General features: G+C 73.2%; 19 protein-coding genes. 6 read left to right on the top strand and 13 right to left on the bottom strand.

All coding sequences use genetic code 11. From position 1 onward, the window contains the following. Positions 1–606 (top strand): DUF4126 domain-containing protein, encoded by a 606-nt coding sequence (locus DNL40_RS02880; RefSeq protein ID WP_111249697.1) that lies wholly within the window; start codon positions 1–3, stop codon positions 604–606. Between the two features lie 79 nt (positions 607–685). Continuing rightward, positions 686–1,069, top strand: a complete 384-nt coding sequence (locus tag DNL40_RS02875; RefSeq protein WP_111249696.1) for a DUF429 domain-containing protein — start codon at positions 686–688, stop codon at positions 1,067–1,069. 12 nt (positions 1,070–1,081) lie between these two features. Here the strand turns inward: DNL40_RS02875 and cutA are convergent, their stop codons facing one another. Continuing rightward, positions 1,082–1,408 (bottom strand): divalent-cation tolerance protein CutA, encoded by a 327-nt coding sequence (cutA, locus tag DNL40_RS02870; RefSeq protein WP_111249695.1) that lies wholly within the window; start codon positions 1,406–1,408, stop codon positions 1,082–1,084. A 19-nt stretch (positions 1,409–1,427) separates the two neighbouring features. Next, positions 1,428–1,802, bottom strand: coding sequence for a PH domain-containing protein (locus DNL40_RS02865; RefSeq protein WP_111249694.1), 375 nt, complete (start codon positions 1,800–1,802; stop codon positions 1,428–1,430). 321 nt (positions 1,803–2,123) lie between these two features. Between DNL40_RS02865 and DNL40_RS02860 the strand changes: the two genes are divergently transcribed. From DNL40_RS02860 to DNL40_RS02850, 3 genes are all read left to right on the top strand, one after another. Further along, positions 2,124–5,558 (top strand): glycoside hydrolase family 3 C-terminal domain-containing protein, encoded by a 3,435-nt coding sequence (locus DNL40_RS02860; RefSeq protein ID WP_111249693.1) that lies wholly within the window; start codon positions 2,124–2,126, stop codon positions 5,556–5,558. A gap of 151 nt (positions 5,559–5,709) precedes the next feature. Then, on the top strand, positions 5,710–6,753 hold the full coding sequence (locus DNL40_RS02855; protein WP_111249692.1) for an alcohol dehydrogenase catalytic domain-containing protein: 1,044 nt from the start codon (positions 5,710–5,712) through the stop codon (positions 6,751–6,753). 19 nt (positions 6,754–6,772) lie between these two features. Then, on the top strand, positions 6,773–7,297 hold the full coding sequence (locus DNL40_RS02850) for a YbaK/EbsC family protein (protein WP_111249691.1): 525 nt from the start codon (positions 6,773–6,775) through the stop codon (positions 7,295–7,297). Positions 7,298–7,390: 93 nt separating this feature from the next. Here the strand turns inward: DNL40_RS02850 and DNL40_RS02845 are convergent, their stop codons facing one another. From DNL40_RS02845 to DNL40_RS02805, 9 genes are all read right to left on the bottom strand, one after another. After that, positions 7,391–8,047, bottom strand: a complete 657-nt coding sequence (locus tag DNL40_RS02845) for a bifunctional 4-hydroxy-2-oxoglutarate aldolase/2-dehydro-3-deoxy-phosphogluconate aldolase (protein ID WP_111249690.1) — start codon at positions 8,045–8,047, stop codon at positions 7,391–7,393. 71 nt (positions 8,048–8,118) lie between these two features. After that, positions 8,119–9,063, bottom strand: a complete 945-nt coding sequence (locus tag DNL40_RS02840) for a phosphotriesterase family protein (RefSeq protein ID WP_111249689.1) — start codon at positions 9,061–9,063, stop codon at positions 8,119–8,121. A 23-nt stretch (positions 9,064–9,086) separates the two neighbouring features. Next, positions 9,087–10,574, bottom strand: coding sequence for an FGGY family carbohydrate kinase (locus DNL40_RS02835; protein WP_111249688.1), 1,488 nt, complete (start codon positions 10,572–10,574; stop codon positions 9,087–9,089). Then, positions 10,571–11,386, bottom strand: a complete 816-nt coding sequence (locus DNL40_RS02830; RefSeq protein WP_179950902.1) for a GntR family transcriptional regulator — start codon at positions 11,384–11,386, stop codon at positions 10,571–10,573. The genes DNL40_RS02835 and DNL40_RS02830 overlap by 4 nt, the downstream gene beginning before the upstream one ends. After that, complete coding sequence (locus DNL40_RS02825) at positions 11,383–12,114, bottom strand: creatininase family protein (RefSeq protein ID WP_111249686.1); 732 nt, start codon at positions 12,112–12,114, stop codon at positions 11,383–11,385. Before DNL40_RS02825 ends, DNL40_RS02830 begins: the two co-directional genes overlap by 4 nt. Next, on the bottom strand, positions 12,111–13,124 hold the full coding sequence (locus DNL40_RS02820) for an ABC transporter permease (RefSeq protein WP_179950901.1): 1,014 nt from the start codon (positions 13,122–13,124) through the stop codon (positions 12,111–12,113). Before DNL40_RS02820 ends, DNL40_RS02825 begins: the two co-directional genes overlap by 4 nt. Beyond that, a complete protein-coding gene (locus tag DNL40_RS02815; protein WP_111249684.1) occupies positions 13,121–14,152 on the bottom strand; it encodes an ABC transporter permease in 1,032 nt (343 codons plus the stop codon). Before DNL40_RS02815 ends, DNL40_RS02820 begins: the two co-directional genes overlap by 4 nt. Continuing rightward, positions 14,145–15,665: a sugar ABC transporter ATP-binding protein gene (locus DNL40_RS02810; RefSeq protein ID WP_179950900.1), complete on the bottom strand. Its 1,521-nt coding sequence runs from the start codon at positions 15,663–15,665 to the stop codon at positions 14,145–14,147. Before DNL40_RS02810 ends, DNL40_RS02815 begins: the two co-directional genes overlap by 8 nt. A gap of 30 nt (positions 15,666–15,695) precedes the next feature. Further along, entirely contained in the window at positions 15,696–16,739 is a 1,044-nt protein-coding gene (locus tag DNL40_RS02805) for an ABC transporter substrate-binding protein (RefSeq protein ID WP_111249682.1), read from the bottom strand. Between the two features lie 128 nt (positions 16,740–16,867). Here DNL40_RS02805 and DNL40_RS02800 point away from each other — a divergent pair, with 128 nt between their 5' ends. Beyond that, positions 16,868–18,088 (top strand): hypothetical protein, encoded by a 1,221-nt coding sequence (locus tag DNL40_RS02800; RefSeq protein WP_111249681.1) that lies wholly within the window; start codon positions 16,868–16,870, stop codon positions 18,086–18,088. Between the two features lie 92 nt (positions 18,089–18,180). Here DNL40_RS02800 and DNL40_RS16325 read toward each other — a convergent pair whose 3' ends face one another. Continuing rightward, complete coding sequence (locus tag DNL40_RS16325) at positions 18,181–18,327, bottom strand: hypothetical protein (protein ID WP_179950899.1); 147 nt, start codon at positions 18,325–18,327, stop codon at positions 18,181–18,183. Between the two features lie 98 nt (positions 18,328–18,425). After that, positions 18,426–19,316 carry an SGNH/GDSL hydrolase family protein gene (locus DNL40_RS02795; protein WP_111249680.1) on the bottom strand — a complete coding sequence of 297 codons (891 nt, stop codon included), beginning with the start codon at positions 19,314–19,316 and terminating at the stop codon, positions 18,426–18,428. Between the last annotated feature and the right edge of the window lie 53 nt (positions 19,317–19,369).

The raw sequence follows: 19,369 nt of genomic DNA, 5'->3' as shown, positions 1-19,369 counted from the left end.
ATGCTCGAGCTCGCCACCGGAACCGGCCTTGCCATGGCCGCCGGTCTCAACGCCTGGGTCCCCCTGCTCGGCCTCGGCCTCCTGTCCCGCCACACCGACCTCGTGGCGCTGCCCGGCGGGTGGTCCTGGCTCGAGAACGGGTGGGTGCTCACCGTGCTCGGCGTGCTCCTGCTCATCGAGGTGCTGGCCGACAAGGTGCCCGTGCTCGACTCGTTCAACGACGCCGTGCAGACGGTGGTGCGGCCCACCTCCGGAGGCATCGCCTTCGGCGCCGGAGCCACCTCCGAGACCGTCACCGTGCAGGACCCGGGCACGTTCGTCTCCTCCGGGCAGTGGCTACCCGTCGTGCTGGGCATCGTGCTCGCCCTGGTGGTGCACCTGGTCAAGGCGACGGCGCGCGTGGTCTCGAACGCGTCCACCGGCGGGGCCGCCGCGCCCGCGCTCTCGACGGCCGAGGACGTCGGCGCCGTGGCGCTGTCGGCGCTGGCGGTGCTGCTTCCCGTGCTCGTGGTGGTCGCCCTGCTGGGCCTCGGCGTGGCCGGGTTCCTGGTGGTCCGGGCGTCCCGACGGCGCAGAGCCGCGCGAGCAGCGCGAGCCTCGGGCTAGCACCGGCGCGTTCCCGCCCGGCGTGGCATCGTGACGTGGTGTCCGCAGCCCTGGGTCTCCGCGTGCTGGGCGTCGACGCCTGCAAGACGGGCTGGGTCGGGTTCGCCTCGGACGCCCGAGGCTACTTCGGCGAGGACATCGCCCGCCTTGGGTCACCTCCACCGACCGCCAGGTCATCGAGATCCACCCCGAGGTGTCGTTCGCGACGATGGCAGGTCGACACATGGCCCACCCCAAGAGCACGTGGGCCGGCACCGAGGAGCGCAAGCAGGCCCTCGCCGCCCACGGCATCGTCGTCCCGGCCCAGCTCGGCCTGGCGGGGAGGCGGGCCGCCGTCGACGACGTGCTGGACGCCGCGGCAGCCTGCTGGAGCACCGCCAGGTTCTGCGCCGGTGAGGCAGTCTCCTACCCCGACCCTCCCGAACGGTTCGATGACGGGATACCGGCGGCGATCTGGGCCTGAGGCGACGCAGGTTCAGTCGCCCACGGCTTCCCGCACCCAGTCCAGGTACAGCGCCTCCCCGCCGAGGACGGGTGTGCGCAGCACCTCGGGCAGGTCGTAGGGGTGCTGCTCGACGAGGAACTCCTCGAGCGTTCCCGCCCGGGCCGCCGTCGTCTTGAAGGTGGCGCGCCACTCGGTGGAGGTCTGGACCTCCCCGCCCCACCGGTAGGTGCTCGTGAGAGGGCCCTCGACCTGCCCGCACGCGGCGAGCCTGGCGGAGACCGCCCCGTGCACCATGGCGTCGAGGGTCTCGGCCGAGTCGCAGGTGACGGTGACCTGGACGATGCCTGCAGCGCTCATGCCCTGATCGTGGCAGGTGTCAGAGGGTCTTGTCGGCGAGGAGCTGCCCCACGCCGCGGATGTCCACCTGACGGTTGAACTCCAGCTTCACCTTGCCCAGGCCGCTGAACCACATCTCCAGCTCCGAGTCGAGGTCGAGCGTGCCGGCGGTCTCGATCGAGAACGCCTGGATCTTCGAGTACGGCAGCGTCGTGTAGTCCTTCTTCTTGCCCGTCATGCCCTGCACGTTGAGGGCGATGACACGCTTGTCGGTGAACGTCACCGAGTCGCGGATGCCCTTGAACGCCAGGTGGATCTGCTCGCCCGCGGCCAGCACGGGCGACAGCGCCTGCGCCGCGTCGGTCAGGTCCCAGTACCCGAGCTTGACGTAGCTGGCGTTCTGGAAGTCGATCATGGGCTCTCCTCGGTAGGTCCGTCGTCAGGCGACGACGGCACGGCTGGCTCGCCCGAGCCTAGCCACGGCGTCGGACACCGCAGATCGCGGCCCGGGGTGGGCTTCCCCGCTGCTGCCGTTGCGGGCAGGGGGCGGCCAGCCTAGTTTGACGCCCGAACGAATCGATCCGATCCGTTCGACGGTCAACCATCGCGACCTCGGTCGACGACGTCGTCGACCGGCGCCGCACCGTTGCGGACGCCTCACCGGGCACCACGCCAGGATCACCCCGCACCAGCGGCGCGGCCGCAGCGGCACCTTCGCGAACAGGATGGATCGACGATGAAGTCACCTTCGAGGCGGGCCCGCGCGGCCGCGCTGGCCGGGGCGCTGACCGCCACGGCACTCCTGACCACCACGATGGCCGCGCCGTCGGCCCTGGCCACGGCGCCCACCACCCCACCGGGGCACACCGCCCCGGAGCGGGCCCCCGCCTACCTCGACACCACGCTGCCGTTCGAGGTGCGCGCCGCGGACCTCGTCTCCCGCATGACCCGGGCCGAGAAGATCCAGCAGTTCCGCGCCGAGCGGCAGCACAACGCGGGGGTGGCCCCGGCGATCCCCCGCCTCGGCGTACCGGCGTACAACTACTGGAACGAGGCGCTGCACGGGGTCGCCCGCGCGGCCGAGGACCCGGAGCACCTGCTCAACCAGGGCGGCGAGGCCACCGAGTTCCCCACCGGCCTCGGCATCGCGGCCACCTGGAACCGTGAGCTGGTGCGCGCGATGGCAGACGCCACGTCGAACGAGGCACGGGCGATGAACAACTTCGCCTCTCCCGGCGTCGCCGCGGCGCACAAGGGACTCACCTACTGGTCACCGACGATCAACATGGACCGCGACCCGCGCTGGGGCCGCGCGGAGGAGACGTACGGCGAGGACCCGTTCCTCACCGGCGAGATCGGCGGCCAGTTCGTCGACGGCATGCAGGGTGAGCACGAGACGTACCTCAAGACGGTGGCGACACCCAAGCACTACCTGGCCAACAACTCGGAGAACAACCGGCACACCGGCAGCTCGAACCTGACCGAGGCGGAGCTGCGCGAGTACTACACGCCGGCGTTCGCGAAGCTCGTGGGCGAGCACGGCGCCGGATCGCTCATGACGGCGTACAACGCCGTCAACGGCACGCCTGTCTCGGCCAGCAAGGAGCTGGTGGAGGACCTCGCGCGCCGCACGTTCGGGTTCACCGGCACCGTGGTCTCCGACTGCGACGCCGTGCGCGACGTGTGGCAGCCCTCCAACCACCACTGGACGCCACCGGGCTTCACCGAGCCGCTCACCGCCCCGCAGGCGGTGGCGTGGACGCTCAAGACCGGCGTCGACCTGGACTGCATGGACCAGGACTACCCCACCTACCTCGAGGGCTCGTACGCCGAGGGCAACGTCACCGAGGCCGACATGGACGCCTCCCTGGTGCGCACGTTCACCATCCGCATGCGCACCGGCGAGTTCGACCCGGCCGAGCTGGTGCCCTGGCGCAGCGCCGAGTACACGATCGAGAACCAGGTCTCCAACCCCCAGCACCTGGCGGTGTCGCAGCAGATGAGCGACGAGGCGGTCGTCCTGCTCAAGAACGACTCCCCCGCCGGGTCCGACGGCCCGGCAGCGCTGCCCCTCACGCCCGAGGACGCGGACAACGTCGTCGTCGTGGGACCGCTGGCCACGACCGAGGTGCACGGCGACTACTCCCCCACCCGCCTGGCCGAGTCGAAGAACGCCCTGCAGGGCATCGAGGCGCAGGTCCGGGCCGTGGCACCCGACGCCCAGGTCACCTACATCCCGGGCATGAACAGGTCGGGCCTGGAGAACAGGCGCAAGCCGTCCATCGGCACGCGGGTGCCCCCGGCCGCGGGGCAGGCGGCGACCCCGGCCGCGGTGCGGTTCCTCGACGCCTCCGGGGCCGAGCTGGGGCGCGTGACGCCCGAGACGATCCTGCGCAGCGAGATGTTCTCCGGGTGGCGCGGCGTGCAGCCGTGGAACAACCCCGCGACGGCGTACGACAGCATGCAGACCCTCGGCGCCTGGGGCGGCTGGTTCGGCGCCGAGGTCGACGTTCCCGAGGGCACGGCCAGCGTCCAGGTGCTGCAGGGCAGCGCCGCCACCACGCTCGAGGGCGGGCGCTTCGACGTCCGCGTCGGGTCGCGGGACGGCGACGTCGTCGGGCAGGTGCCCGCGACAGGCGCACCGGAGTCGTCGGCGTACTCCGGTCCCACGGGCCCGCAGACCCTGTGGTTCGTCTACGAGAACGACTCGTTCGTGCCCGAGCTGACCGCCGAGCAGGAACAGGCGGTCCGCGACGCGGACGCCGTCGTCGCCTACGTGGGCACCATCGCCGGCAACAGCTCCACCAACCCGCTCATCCCGGGCAACCCCTCCGACTCCTCGGAGGACGAGGACCGGCCCGACATCGAGCTGCCCCGCGGCCAGGCCGACCTGGTGCGCACCGTCGCAGAGCTCAACCCGCGCACGGTGGCGTGGATCCAGGCGGTGAGCACCGTGGACATCGAGCCGTTCAAGGACGAGGCCGCCGCGATCGTCTGGTCCACCTACAACGGCATGTACCAGGGCGACACCGTGGGCCGGATCCTCTTCGGTGCCGCCAACCCGAGCGGCAGGCTGCCGTTCACGCAGTACGCGGACGTCGAGCAGCTCGCCGACCCGCGCGACTACACGATGACGCCCACCGACGGCCGCAACGGCCGCACCTACCAGTACTTCACCGGCGAGGTGACCTACCCGTTCGGGCACGGCCTCTCGTACTCCCGGTTCGAGTACTCCGACCTGCGGGTCGAGAGGAACCGGGTGGCCGTCGACGGGACGCTGCGGGCCAGCGTGGACGTGCGCAACACGTCCGCCGTCGACGGGGCCGAGGTGGTGCAGCTGTACGTGACCTCCCCGAAGGCGGGCAGCGCGGAACGGCCCGACGCGCAGCTCAAGGCGTTCGAGAAGGTCACCGTGCCCGCCGGCGAGACGCGGCGCGTGGAGCTGTCGGTCGAGGCGAAGGACCTGTGGTTCTGGGACACCAGGGCCGGCCGCAAGACGTGGGACAACGGCCGCTGGGGCCTGTGGGTGGGGCCGTCGTCGGACCGCTCCGAGGGGCTGGAGTCGGCGTTCACGCTGTCCGGCCGGCTGAAGCCGTCCCTCAACGTGGTGGCCGCGGTGCCCGACGGCGTGGTGCTGAACACCGCGACGCCGAAGAACGTGATCCACGCGAACCTGTCCGCCACCCGGTCGGACGACTCGTTCTACGACCTGCACAAGGTCAAGGTCGAGTACCGCTCCTCCGACCCGCGGGTGGCCAAGGTGTCCGGCGACGGCGAGGTGTCGCCGGTCAGGGCGGGCGTCGCCCAGATCACCGCGACCGTCTCCGCCGACGGCGGACGGAAGTCCACCACCTTCCCCGTGGTGGTGCGCTCCGGCGCCCTGACCGACGGCGACGTGACGCTGCACGAGCGGCTGGTCTCGTTCGGCGACCAGGAGGTGCGCCGGCGTGACGCCCAGCGCGGCGTGACCCTCCACGCGTCGGTGACGCCCCCGGCGCCCGGTGCGACCTACACCTACCGGGTCGCGCTCAACGAGGACAACACCGCCGGAGCCACCGTGACGCCCGACGGGCACCTGCGGGCCGAGAGGCCCGGCGTCGTGCGGGTGACCGTGGTGGCCGACGTGGGCGGGCAGAAGTACTCGCGCACGGCCACGGTGACCGTGCGATAGCCCGCCTCGCGGCGGTGGCGGGGAGGCGTCGTGCCGTCTCCCCGCCACGGCCGGCCGGTCCCGGTCCCGGCGGGCTTCGCCGTGCCTGAGGCGTGCCCACCCGGGCCGCTGCTCGGTCGGACCGCGCCACCCCCCATGGTTGGATCGCCAGGTGCGCGCCATCGTCTTCGACCAGTTCGCCGGCCCCGTCTCGGTCCGTGACGTCCCAGCACCGACCGCCCCGCCCGGCGCAGTCGTCGTCGAGGTCCGCGCGACAGGGCTGTGCCTGAGCGACTGGCACGCCTGGGCCGGCCACGACACCGACATCCCCGCGCTGCCGCACGTGCCCGGCCACGAGCTGGCGGGCGTCGTCACGTCCGTCGGCGACGGAGTCCGGCGCTGGAAGGCCGGCGACCGCGTCACCGCACCGTTCGTGTGCGGCTGCGGCACCTGCGAGTGGTGCACGTCGGGGCAGGCGCAGGTCTGCCCCGACCAGACCCAGCCGGGCTTCACCCACTGGGGCTCCTACGCCGAGCAGGTGGTGCTCCACGCCGCGGACGCGAACCTCGTCGCGATCCCCGACGGCGTCGGCTTCGCCACCGCCGCGAGCCTCGGCTGCCGGTTCGCGACGGCGTACCGGGCCGTCGTCGGGCGCGCCCAGGTGCAGCGCGGCGAGCGGGTCGTGGTGATCGGCGCGGGCGGGGTCGGCCTCTCCGCCGTCATGGTCGCCGCCGCCCGCGGCGCCCAGGTGGTCGCCGTCGACCGGCACGACGGCGCCCTGCAGACCGCGCGCCGCGCCGGCGCGGCGCACACGGTGCTCGCCGGTCCCACCACCGACGTCCCGGCAGCCGTCCACGAGCTCACGGGGGGCGCCCACGTGACCGTGGACGCCGTGGGCAGCGAGCAGACCTGCGCCGACGCCGTCCTGAGCCTGCGCCGGCGAGGTCGGCACGTGCAGGTCGGGCTGATCCCTCCGGTCGAGGGTCACCCGCGCGTGCCGATGAGCCGGGTGATCGCCTGGGAGCTCGACGTCCTCGGCAGCCACGGCATGGCCGCCGCCGACTATCCCGAGATGCTGGCGCTCGTGGCCGCAGGGGCGCTGCGCCCGCAGGACCTCGTGGAGCGCGTCGTCGGGCTCGAGGAGGGTGCAGCGCTGCTGCCGGGCCTGCGGGACGCACCGCGCGCGGGGATGACGGTCATCGACCCGAGGCGGTAGGGCTCACTACCATCGGCCCATGGCTGAGCCCGCGACTCCCGAGACCCGTCCGGCGCCGGAGATCGCATCGACGCACCCCGCCGTCGAGAAGGTCCGCGCAGCGCTCGTGGAGGCCGGGGCGCACGACGCCGCAGCCGGCATCCGCTGGCTCGACGACGCCGCCACCACGGCCGCGCTCGCCGCGCAGGCGTTGGGCGTGGAGGTGGGGCAGATCGCCAACTCGCTGGTGTTCCTGCTCGACGGCGAGCCCGTCCTGGTGATGACGTCCGGCGCACACCGGGTCGACACCGGCTTCCTGGGCTCGCGGCTCGGCGGCACCGTCACGCGCGCGTCGAAGGACGACGTCCACGCCGCCACCGGGCAGGTGATCGGTGGCGTCGCACCGGTCGGCCACTCGGCACCCGTGCCCACGTACGTGGACGAGGCGCTGGGCCGCCACGACGTCGTCTGGGCCGCGGCCGGTCACGCCAAGACCGTGTTCCCGACGTCGTACGCCGAGCTGCTGCGCATCACCGGCGGGACCGCCACGCCCGTCGAGCCCTGAACGGGCCTCGACGAGGACGAAGGAGGGGGACGGCGTGCGCATGCCGTCCCCCTCCGTCGTCACCTGAGGCCGCGGCGGGCAGCGGACCTGCGGTCAGGCGGCGCTGCGGCCCGTGCGCGCCTGCGCCACCGCCGTGAGGAACGCGGCCGCGTTGGCACGGAGGGTCTGCGCGTCACGGTCGCGGATCGCCGCCGCGGGCGCCAGCTCGCTGGCCGCGCCGACGGCGGCCGCCCCGGCCGCGAACCAGGCCGCCACGTTGTCCACGCTGACCCCGCCCGTGGGCACGTAGACGAGGTCGGGGAACGGGCCGCGCAGCGCGCGCAGGACGCCCGGCCCCCCGAGGCTGCCCGGGAACAGCTTGACGACGTCGACCTCGAGCGCGGCGAGGCGCTGCACCTCGGTGGGCGTGAAGCCCCCCACCATCGTGAGTGCGGCGGTCTGCCGCATCGCAGCCAGCACGGCCTCGTCGAGGCCTGGCGAGACGAGGAACCGGGCGCCGGCCTCGGCGGCCTCGTGCACCTGGTCGGCACGGGTGACCGTGCCGGCACCGACCAGGACGGCGTCGCCGAACCGGCGGGCGACCTCGGTGATGACCACGCCGGCACCCGGCGTGGTGTAGGTGATCTCGACGGCGGTGACCCCGGCGTCGACGAGCGTCTCGACGGCGAAGGAGGCGGAGTCGGCGTCGGGGGCGCGGAGGGTGGCGATCACCCCGGCCTCGGTCACGGCGGGGAGCAGGGGGTGCGGCATGCGGGTCGTCCTCAAGGTCGGGGCGGGGCGAGCCCGGACGGGGCTCGCCCCGCTGCGCGGCTCAGTACGGCTCAGTACGGCTCGGTGAACGAGAAGTACCGCTTCGGGTTTTCGACGAAGAAGAGCCGCACGAGCTCGTCGACGTCGGCGGGCGAGTAGTGACGCTGGCGCAGCTCGTCGCGGAACCGGGGCAGCCACTCCCCCGCGATGTAGTGCAGTCCGGGTCCGCCGGTGTAGGCGGTCAGGTCCGTCTTGCGGGCCAGGTCGCCGCCGATGAGGACGCGGTCGGCGTAGCCCGCCTCGACCACGTCGAGGATCACCTGGATGCGGGTGCTCTCGGGGAAGTACTTGATCTTGGCGAAGCCGTCATAGCAGAGGTAGGTGCCCCGCCCGGCGATCTTCTTGTGCAGGTAAGGGTCCGGGTTGCGCATGAGGTGGACGATGCCGACACGGTTGAGGTCGACGCCCTCCTCCTCCAGCATGTCGAGCTGCTTGAGCGCCATGGTGCCGGTCTCGGTGTGGCCGTGCAGCACGGCACCGGTGGCCCGGTGGGCCCGGGCGGCGGCGCGCAGCACGCGCTCCTCCACGGGGGTCACGCGGTTGTAGCTGGTGCCGTACTTGATGGCGCCGGCACGCACGTCGGTGCCGTCCATGCCGGTGGTGACGTCCGCGACGATCTGCTGCTGCAGCTCTTCCACGGTGCGGTCGGCGAGCAGGTCGTCGAACCACTCGCCCTTGTTGAACCCACCGCAGGCGATGATCTGCAGCCCGGTCTCCTCGGAGATCTTGCGCAGCTCGGCCGGCCGGCGGGAGTAGTCCCAGGCGGAGGCCTCGTAGAGGCTGCGGACGCCGACGGCGAGCGCTTCCTTGGCCTCGACGAGGGCCATGGCGGGGTCGAGAATGACGAGGTCCTCGTCGGCGCGCTTGTGCTCGGGCGGTGCCCCGAGGAGGTGCTCGTGGGAGTAGGTGAACCCCAGCTCGTCGGAGGAGATGTCTCCGGTCACGGTACGGATCATCGTGCTGCTTTCTCTCGTGGTGCTCAAGGTCGGGAAGGCCCGGAGGCGGTCTGCCGCCCGAGGGCCAGGGCCTGGCCGCGCAGGCGCTCGTACCGGGCACGGCGGCGGTCCCAGGCGGCCGCGGTGGCGGCCCGTGGGGCGATCTCGGTGCCGGCGGCAGGCGGGGCGACGTAGACGCCGGCGGCAGCCCAGCCGAGCACGGCTGCCCCGACGGCGGACAGGTCGGGCTCGTCGAGGACGTGCACGGGCAGGCGGGTGACGTCGGCGATGATCTGGGGCCAGGCGCCGATGCGGGAGCCACCGCCGGAGAGCACCACCCGGCGGTACCCGCCCGCCGGTCCGTCCGCGAGGAGGTCCAGCAGCCGGGCGACGTCGAACGCGACGGCCTCGAGCGCGGCGGCGACCAGGCGTGGCGGCGTGGTGGTCGGGGTGACGCCGAGGAGGGTCCCGGTGGCGGCGCTGTCGAAGTCGGGGCTGCCCGTGCCGGCCAGGTAGGGCATGAACATGAGCGGGTCGTCGGCGTCGGGGTCGGCTGGCGCCTGGGCGATGGCGTCGGCCCCCACCGTGCTGCGCAACCAGTTGACCACCAGGCCACCGGTGAGCAGGGAGCCGAGCGCGAACCAGGACCCGTCGGCGGTGGGGTGGTAGGTGACGGTCCCCGTGGCGCGCGGGCCGACGTCGGGGCGCGCGCCCGCACCGAGCACGGCCATGACGGTGGCGGAGGTACCGAGCGAGACGGCGGCGTCGCCCGCGTCGAGCCCGGCGGTGCCCGCGAGCGCGGCGGCCATGTCCCCCGCGCCCACGGCGACGGGCACCCCGGCGGGGATCCCGGTCTCGCGGGCGGCGGTGCGGGTCGTGCGGCCCCCGAGCGCGGTGCTGGGCAGCACGGGCGGGAAGATCCGCCGGGGCAGGCCGAGCGCCTGGATCGTGCCCTCGTCCCACTCCCACGTGCCGGGCCGGAGCAGCAGGGAGTTGTAGGCGTCGGTCGGGTCGGTCGCCACCTCGCCCGTGAGCCGGGCGCGCAGGAAGTCCTTGGCGGAGAGGTAGTGCTGCGCGCTGCGCAGGACGTCGAGGTCTCGCGCCTGCCACCACAGCAGGCTGGACAGGGAGAACACGGCCTGCGGCTCGTTGCCGGTCCGGGCGGCGAGGTCACGGCGCAGCGGCGGGTCCAGCGCGGTGATCTCGTCGGTGCCGCGCTGGTCGGCCAGCAGGAGGGCGGGAGCCACGGGGCGCACCTGGTCGTCGACGAGGACGACGGCGCTCATGTTGCCGCTGAGGCCGACGGCCGCGACCCGGGCGAGGTCCGCCTCCGCGGCGAGCGCCGCCAGCGCCGTCCTCAGGGAGTCCCACCAGCGCTCCGGGTCGGCCTGGACGCCGGAGGACGTCGGGTCGATCCCGTGGTGGTGGCTCGCCGAGGCCACGGTGCTGCCGACCTCGTCCAGGAGGAGGACCTTGACGCTCGTGGTCCCGAGATCGATGCCGAGACCGAGCGCGCCCCCGGCGCCCGTCACCCGGCTGCCTTCGTGAGCGAGGCCAGCAGCCGGCTGCGGTGCTGGTGGGCGTCGATGTGGATGGAGACGGCGAAGGTCTCGCCCCGCACGTAGGCGATCGCGTACTCGACGGGGCGCTCGTCGTGCAGGTACGCGGTGCGGACCACCCGCATGACGGGGGCGTTCCGCCCGACGTCGAGCACGGTCGCGGTGGTCGGCGGTGCCACGGCGGCGCTCCACTGCTCGTCCGCCGAGCAGGGGCGCGACCCCTCGATCTGGGAGAGCTGTTCGTAGAGGGACGTGGCCTCGACGGCGGACCTGCTCAGGGCGGGCACGGTGGCGCAGGAGAGCCAGGACGTCAGGTGCACGACCGGCTGGTCGTCGCTGACGATGATGCGCTCGAGGCTCCACACGTCGTCGCCCTTGCCGATGCCGAGGGCGGCGGCCACGTCGGCGGGGGCGCTGGCGATCTCGAGCGCGATGACGCGCTCCCTGGTGGTGCGTCCGGCCGCGCGCAGGTCCTCGCTGAAGGAGGGCAGGACACCCGGGCGGTTGCTGCGGATGGCACGGTCGGGGTCGGCGACGAAGGTGCCCTTGCCCTGGCGACGGGTGACGAGCCCGCGCTGCTCGAGGTCGCGCAGCGCCTGGGTGGCGGTGGCACGGCTCACGCCGAGCCGGTTGAGGATCTCGTACTCCGACGGGAGCCGGGCGCCGGGCCGGCGGTCGAGGACCGCTGCTGCGAGCTGGTCGGCGATCTGCCGGTAGCGGCTGACCGGCGAGTCCGGGTCGAGGTCCTGCAGCACCTCCACGCCGATCACGTCGTCGTCCTTCATCGGAGTCCTTCCTTCCATGCGCCGACGATCTCGGCGGCGGTGGCGACGACGTGGTCCACGATGCGCCGCCCCTTCTCCTGCGTGGCGGCGGTGGCGTCACCGAAGACGCCACTGCTGCTGAGGGTGTCCCACCGCAGGGGTGCGGCCTCGAAGTGCGGTGGGTAGTCGGGGTACTCCCGCACGGCGCGGTCCATGTGCACCAGGTCCTCGCGGACGGCGAGCATGACGGAGGTCTCGAGCTCGTCGGCGTGCATGATCGCGGGATGGCTGCGGGGGCTCTGCGCTACCTGGTCGGCGACGGCGGACAGGCCGGGGTAGGTCAGGGCGATGGCGGGCAGCCCGCCGGTCTCCTCGAGGCGGCGCACGGCGGACTTCATCGCTGCGGCGTTGCCGAGGTGGGCGGAGTAGAGCACGAGCCCCTTGACGCCGACCTGCTGCAGGCCTGCGGCGAGCTCGACGAGCAGGGAGACGAGCGTCGCGTCGCTGATGGACAGGCTGCCGTCGAAGTGCTCCAGTGACCAGACCTGGCCGTACGGCAGGACCGGCAGCTCGAGAAGGTCGGCGGCCTCGGCGATGCGGGCGGAGAACGCCTCGGCCGCGTACACGTCGGTGCCGAGCGGCAGGTGGGGCCCGTGCTCCTCGACGGCGCCGAGGGCGAGGATGGCCACCGGCTGCCGCTCGACGGCCTCGCGGACCTGCGGCCAGGTCAGCTCGTTCCAGCGGGTCATCGGCGTCCCTTCCTCTCGGCCAGGCGGCTGTTGACGAGCAGCATCAGGATCAGCACGACGCCGTTGACGACGAGCTGCACCGGCGACGGGATGTTGTAGGAGTTGAGCACCGTGGTCAGGAACGCGAGCACGGCGACGCCCGCGAAGGTACCGGTCATGCCGCCGTGGCCGCCTGCGAGCGAGGCGCCGCCGATCACGGCCGCCACCACGGAGTTGAGCGCGTAGCTGTCCCCGGCGGTCAGGGACGGCGACCCGGAGTAGGCGATGAGCAGCACGCCGGCCACCGCGGCGAGGGCGCCGGAGGCGACGTAGGCGGTCAGGGTGTGCGAGCGGACGGGCACGCCGGAGAGCCACGCGGCCCGGGGGTTGGCGCCCACGGCCTTGAACTGGCGGCCGGCGACGGTGGTGGTCAGCACGAGGCCCACCACGACGAGCAGGCCCAGCCAGACGAGCAGCGAGGCGGAGAAGGGAAGGCCGAGCACGCGTCCGTCGGCCAGCTGGCGCAGCTCGCCCGGGACGACGCCGCGCGGCTGGCCACGGGTGACCAGCGCGTTGACCCCCTGCACCACGGTGGCCATGGCCAGGGTGCCCAGCAGCGGCGGGATGCGGGTGAAGGCGAGCATGACCCCGTTGACGAGCCCGATGCCGGCGCCGACGAGGATCACGACGGGCAGCGTGGTGGCCAGGCTCGCGCCGCTCGCCGCGGACAGCGACGCCGTCAGGATGGCGGCGGTGTTCATGACGGGTCCGACCGACAGGTCCAGGCCACGGTTGATGATGACGAGCGTCTGGGCGATGGCGACCACGCCGAGGGGGGCCGCGTTGGACAGGATCCGCAGGAGCCGGTCCGGGTCGAACCCGTTGCTGGTGCTCAGGCCGAGCAGCAGGAGGCATGCGGCGGTGAGGCCGTAGGCCACCCAGATGGGCGTGGGGACCCGGGCGACCCGCTCGGCCAGGGTGGGCGCGCCGAGCGCGGGCACCTGACGGGGCGTGGTGTCGAGGCTGGTCACGACGCGCTCCTCTCGTCGGCGGGGCGGGCGACGGCAGGCTGCCGCAGCCGCCACGGGACGGTGATCTTCTTGCCGGCGAGGCTGTAGACGCCCACGGCGGCCACGAGCAGCACGCCCTTGAAGATCGTCTGGTAGTAGCTGTCGGTGCCGGTCAGGGTGATGACCTGGCCGACGACGGCGATGATGAGCGCGGCGGGCAGCACGCTCAGGACGGAGCCGATGCCGCCGGTGATGACGATGCCGGCCACGAGCACGGTGGCGATCGAGTCGATCACGGCGCTGGAGCCGACGAGGGCGTCGGCGGTGTAGGTCCGCACCACGATGGCGAGGCCGCCGACCGAGGAGAGCAGGCCGGAGACGGCGTAGACGACGAACGTGGTGCGCCGCACGGGGAACCCGAGGCGGGTGGCGGTCCGGCGGTCGTACCCGGCGGCCTGCACGACCCGCCCGGTGCGGGTCTGCCCCACCCAGAGCCAGGTCGCGACGAGCACCACGAGCGCGACGACGGCGAGCAGCGGCACCGGTCCCACGCTCGCCCCGAGCACGTCGAACACGGCGCCCGGGATGCGGGCTCCCTCGGTGCCCTGCAGGAGCAGGGCCACGCCCTGGACGACGCCGGACATCGCGAACGTCATGAGCAGCGGGTTGATCCCGGCGACGACGCCCGCGGCGTTGAGCAGGCCCACGACGAGGCCGCCGGCGAGGACGAGCGCCAGGGCGAGCGGCGCGCCGCCGGGGAGCACGGGGCTGAGGGCCACGAGCACGGTCGCCAGGCCTGCCGTGGCACCGACGCTCAGGTCGATCCCGCCGTACATGACCACGACGGCCTGGCCGACGGCGATGAGCAGGATCGGGGTGAGGCTGGCGAGCAGCGAGCCCACGCTGACGGGGTTGCGGAACGCGGGCAGGGCGACCGCGGCGACGACGACCACGAGCGCGGCCACGAGCCACAGGAAGCGTGCGCTGCCGACGGACCTGAGCGAGGTGGTGGAGACGCGCGGGAGCAGGGATCCTGCGGCGCTAGACATGGTCGTTCCCTCCGGTGGCGAGGTGCATGACGGACTGCTCGGTGGCGCCGTCGGCGGGCAGGCGGCCGGTGACGCGACCGGCGTACATGACGTACACCTGGTCGGCGAGGCCGAGGATCTCCTGGAGGTCGGTGGACACGAGCAGCACGGCGACGCCCCGGTCGGCGAGCGCCCGCACGACGTCGTAGATCTGCGCCCGCGAGCCGACGTCGACGCCGCGGGTCGGGTCGTTGAGGACCAGCACCTGCAGGTCGTCGTCGATGAGCCAGCGGCCCACGAGCACCTTCTGCTGGTTGCCGCCGGACAGCTCGACGACGGGCTGGAGCACCGAGGCGCACCGGACGGCGAGGGTCTGGACGACGCCGAGCACGGTGGCCCGCTCCTTGCGGGCGGAGACGAACCCGGAGCGGAAGATGCGCGGAGCGGCGGCGAGCATCGCGTTGGCGGTGATCGACTGGTCGAGCAGCAGCCCGTCGAGGCGGCGGTCCGGGGCCACGTACCCGATGCCCGCCCGGACGGCAGCCCTCGGGGTGGCGAACCGCACCGCCCGGCCGGAGCGGCGCACGGTCCCGTGGTCGGGACGGCGCACGCCGGCCACGACCTCGGCCAGGTCGGACTGACCGTGCCCTTCGAGCCCGGCGACGGCGGTGATGACCCCGGCGGGGAAGGAGACGCTCACGTCGTGCAGCCGCCCGGCGACGCTCACGCCGTCGAGCTCGACCGCCGCGGTGGCCTCGTCGGCTGCCCGGACCGCGTCGGGCGCGGCCCGGTCGGGGTAGAACGACGTCGTCTCACGCCCCACCATCGACGCGACCAGGTCCGCACGGGTGCGGGTGGCCAGGTCGCCGAAGTCGACCTGGGCGCCGTCGCGCATGACCAGCACCCGGTCGCAGAGCTCGAAGAGCTCGTCCATGCGGTGCGAGACGAACACGACGGCGGTGCCGGCGGCGGCGAGCCGGCGCACCGCGCGGAAGAGCAGCTCGACCTGCGGCCCCTCCAGGGAGGACGTCGGCTCGTCGAGGATCAGCAGCACGGGGGCCACGGTGATCGCCTTGGCGATCTCGACGAGCTGGCGCTGGCCGACGCTCAGGTCACCGACGGTCGCGTCCTCGTCGATGTCGACGCCGAGCCGGTCGAGCACGGCCCGGGCGCGGGCCCGGCTCTCTGGCTCGCTCGCGGGCTCCGCGTGGTCGAGGGCGAGGTTCTCCGCCACCGTGAGGTTGGCGAAGAGGCTCAGCTCCTGGTGGACCATCGCCACGCGGCGCCCGAGCTCGCCGGTCGGCTCGGCGACGGTGATCTCGCCGGTGTCCGGGGCGAGGCCGCCGGACAGCATGTTCATGAGGGTCGACTTGCCGGCCCCGTTCTCGCCGACGAGGGCGAGGACCTCACCAGCGTCCAGGTGGAAGTCGACGTCGGCGACGGCCCGGGTCGGTCCGAACGACTTGGACACGTGCGTGCACGTCAGCGCCTCCCGTCGTTCACCGGGTCGCGTTCCGTGGGTCTTCTGGCTCACTGGTGAGGTCCTCTGCTCCGTCACGGCGGGTCAGCTCGCGAAGAGCGCCCGGATCTCGTCGTCGGTCATCTCGGTGTTGACCCAGAGGCTGTCGGGCAGGTCCGGGCGGACGAACTCGCCGACGTTCTCCGCCGTGATGACCTCGGGGTCGAGGATCTCGTCCTTGGGGACGTCCTCGCCGTCGAGCACGGCGAGCGTGTTCTCCAGCGCCCGGGCCGAGATCCAGGTGGGCTTGGCGACGGCGATGCAGTCGAAGCCGGTGTCGCCGGCCTCGGTCAGCGCCTGCCACTTCTTGAGCAGGCCGTTGCTGTCCTCACCGGTCATGGGGACCAGCGGGACGCCGGCTGCCTCGAACGCCTCGATGGCACCGAGCGTCATGGAGCCCCCCTGCGACCACACGCCGTCGATGTCCGGGTTCGCGGCGAGCACCGACTCGACCGCCGTCTTGGTGGTGGCCTGGTCCCAGCCGCCGTCCACGGTGGAGACGATCTCGATGCCGGGCGCCGCGTCGAAGACCTTCTTGGCACCGGCGAACCGCAGGTCGCTGGTGGGGACGCCGGCGAGGCCGTTGATGGCGATGATGCGGCCGTTGCCACCGAGCTTGTCGACGAGCCACTCGGCACCGGTGGCACCGAAGTCCTCGTCGTCGACGTTCACGTACGAGGCGTACGCGTCGGTGTCCGCCCCCTGGGCGTTGAGGACCACGGTGATGCCGGCCTGCTCGGCCTGCTGCAGCACGGGGGCGATGCCCTCGGGGGAGATGGGCGTGACGATGATGGCGTCGACGTTGCGGGCGATCATCGACTGCACGTTGGAGATCTGTCGCTGGGCGTCGTTGTCGGACTGCGTGACGATGACGTCCGCGATGCGGTCCGCCTCGCGCTGGGTCGCCGAGGTGAACTCCGCCTCGAGCTGGGCCGACCACGTGTTGCCGACGAAGTAGGAGTCGTAGCCGATGACGTAGGTGCCGTCGTCCTGGCCGCCTCCGGCGACGGTCTCGGACGAGCAGGCGGCGAGGCCGAGGGCGGCAGCGGCGGCGGCCGCGGTGGCTGCGGCGTGCTTCCAGGTCTTCATGGTGATCCGCTTTCCGTCGGGGGCTGGATGTGGGGTGGATCACCAGTACGCTCGCAGTTGTCCGGTCAACCCGTCAACCGGCGAAACACAGTCTTTACCTTTCTGCAACCCACCTTCAAGGAGAACTGATGGGCCTCGCACCGCTCGGCAGCCTCTACGCCTTCCCCTCCGACCTGCTGGACGAGGGACCCGCGCAGGTCGCCCACCAGGCACGGGACCTCGGGTTCGGGTCCCTCGCCGTGGCGGTGGCCTACCACCAGGCCCGGGACGTGGTGCCGCACGCGGGACCCCGCCGCCTGCGTTACAGGCAGGACGGCGTCTTCCTCACCCTCGACGAGCGCCGGTGGCACGGCGCATCCCTGCGCCCGCTCCCCCAGCCCGCCGACGAGACGCGCGCCGTCCAGGAGCTCCTCGCCCTGGACGACCGCCCCGCCGTCGAGGCCTGGACCGTGTTCCTGCACAACACCTCGCTCGGCGCCCAGCACCCGGGCTCCGCCTCGCAGACCTGCTTCGGGGACGCGCTGCTGTCCAACCTGTGCCCCTCCTCCCCCGCCGTCCGCGCCTACGCGACCGCGCTGGCCGACGAGGTCGCCTCCCGCGGCACCGACGTGGTCGCCGAGGCCCTCAGCGCGCAGACCTTCGCCCACGGCCACCACCACGAGCGGTCCTTCGCCCCCGTCGGGCCCGGTGCCGAGGCGGTGCTGGGCCTGTGCTTCTGCACCGGTTGCAGCACCGGAGCTGCCGACGCCGGCGCGGACGTCGAGCGTCTCGCGGCGAGCGCCCGCGCCGTCGTCGACGCGGCGTTCGACGGCGCTGCGCCGTTCCCCGCCACCCTCGACGCGCTCACCGAGGTGCTGGGCGAGGACCTCGGGCACCTGCTGCGCGCCCGGAGCTCCGCCGTCACCTCGCTCGCCGCGCAGGTCGCGGCCGTCGTGCGCAGCCACGGGCAGCGGCTGGCGTTCATGGACCTCACCGGCGCCGTCCTGGGGTACGACGACGGCCTGCCCGAGGGCGCGCCCGCCGCCGCGCAGGCATGGCGCCTGGCGATCGACCCCGCCGCCGTCGCCCGCGAGAGCGACGCCTACGTGGTGCTCGGCTACGCGGCCGACCCGGAGCGCCTCGCGGCCGACGTCGCCTCCGTGCGCGAGGCCGTCGGGAGCGCCGAGCTGCGCGTGATCCTGCGGCCCGGCCACCCGGACACGCGCTCGGCCGAGCACCTGCGCTCGAAGGTCGCGGCCGCGACCGAGGCCGGCGCGGACCGCATCGAGATCTACAGCTATGGGATGGCGCCGCGCCCGGTGCTCGAACGGGTCCGGCTGCCGTACGCCCCGGGGGCCACCCAGGCATGACCGCCTGGCGCGGGCGACCGCCGCGGCACCGCCGCGGCACAGACGAAGGAGGGGCCGGCGCGCGGCGCCGGCCCCTCCTTCGTCGTCTCACCTCAGGCGGCGGACTCGTGGCTCTGCTGCTCGAGCGTCGGCAGCCGCCAGTCGACGGCGTCGTCGGCCCTGGCCCACTCCTCGATCGCGGCGGACCACTGGTCCAGCACGGTCACGTCCTGCACGTTGTTGACGTCGAGAAACTGCATGACGCGCTGCCCCCTGACTGCGACTCCGATCTACCTCGTGCACCGTACTCATCGGCAGCGCACCCCGCACGATGAGGGAAATCGTGCACGCGACGCAGTCACAGCCCGAGCACGCGCATCGCCTCCGCCGCCATCTCGGACGCCCCGAGCGCGTTGGGGTGCACGGGCACCGCGCTGGTGCCCCACAGCACCGGCTCCACCCAGCGGGTCCCTGCGGGCGCACAGGCGTCGCGTCCCTCGCTCGCCTCGGACAGGTCGACGAACGTGGTGCCGGTCTCGGCGGCGGCCTGGGCGATGACGCCGTTGAGCGTGGCCTGCAGGTCGCGCAGGTACGGCACGTCACCGCGTGCGACGGGCATCTTGGTGTAGCAGCCCTCCTGTGCCGGCAGGATCCACGGGTACCCGAGGATCGCGACCTGGGCGTGCGGGGCCCGCGCGTGGATGTCGGTCAGCGCCTGGCGCACTGCGGGGTAGGTGGTCGAGCGGACGACGTCGTGGAAGTGGCTGCCGTACCAGCGCTGACACGGGTTGCCGTAGCCGGCCGTGGTCGCTCCCTTGGCCGCGCACGCCAGGAGCGCGCCGACGAACACGTTGCTGTCGTTGCCGCCGATCGTGATGGTGACGAGGTCGGTGTCCTCGCTCAGCGCGTCGAACTGCGGACGCACGAGGCCCGGGTACTGGGCGCGGGCGAGGTCGGCGGTGTCCGCTCCGCCGCAGGTGACGTCGGCGAGCACCGCCCCTGTCGTGGTGGCGATGATGCGGGGGTAGCTCGCCGTCGATCGCAGGCAGATCGCGGGGGCGGACCTGTCAGGCGGCCACACGCCCGACCCGGCCGAGAACGAGTCGCCCATCGCGACATAGCGGGCGGGCTCCTCGGCGGCCGACGCCGAGACGGCGGTGGCAGGGGTGGCAGCGGTGGCGGTGGCCGTCAAACCGGCTGCTGCGAGCAGCGAGATCAGGCGGGCGGCACGACGGTGTGCACGGCGCATGGCACAACTCCTTTGTTGTCACCTGGCACGGGTGGGTGCGCTGTCAGGACGAC

The sequence above is a fragment of the Xylanimonas oleitrophica genome, from assembly GCF_003244315.1.
Taxonomy (GTDB): Bacteria; Actinomycetota; Actinomycetes; order Actinomycetales; family Cellulomonadaceae; genus Xylanimonas_A; species Xylanimonas_A oleitrophica.
This window is presented reverse-complemented; position numbering and strand designations above follow the sequence as displayed.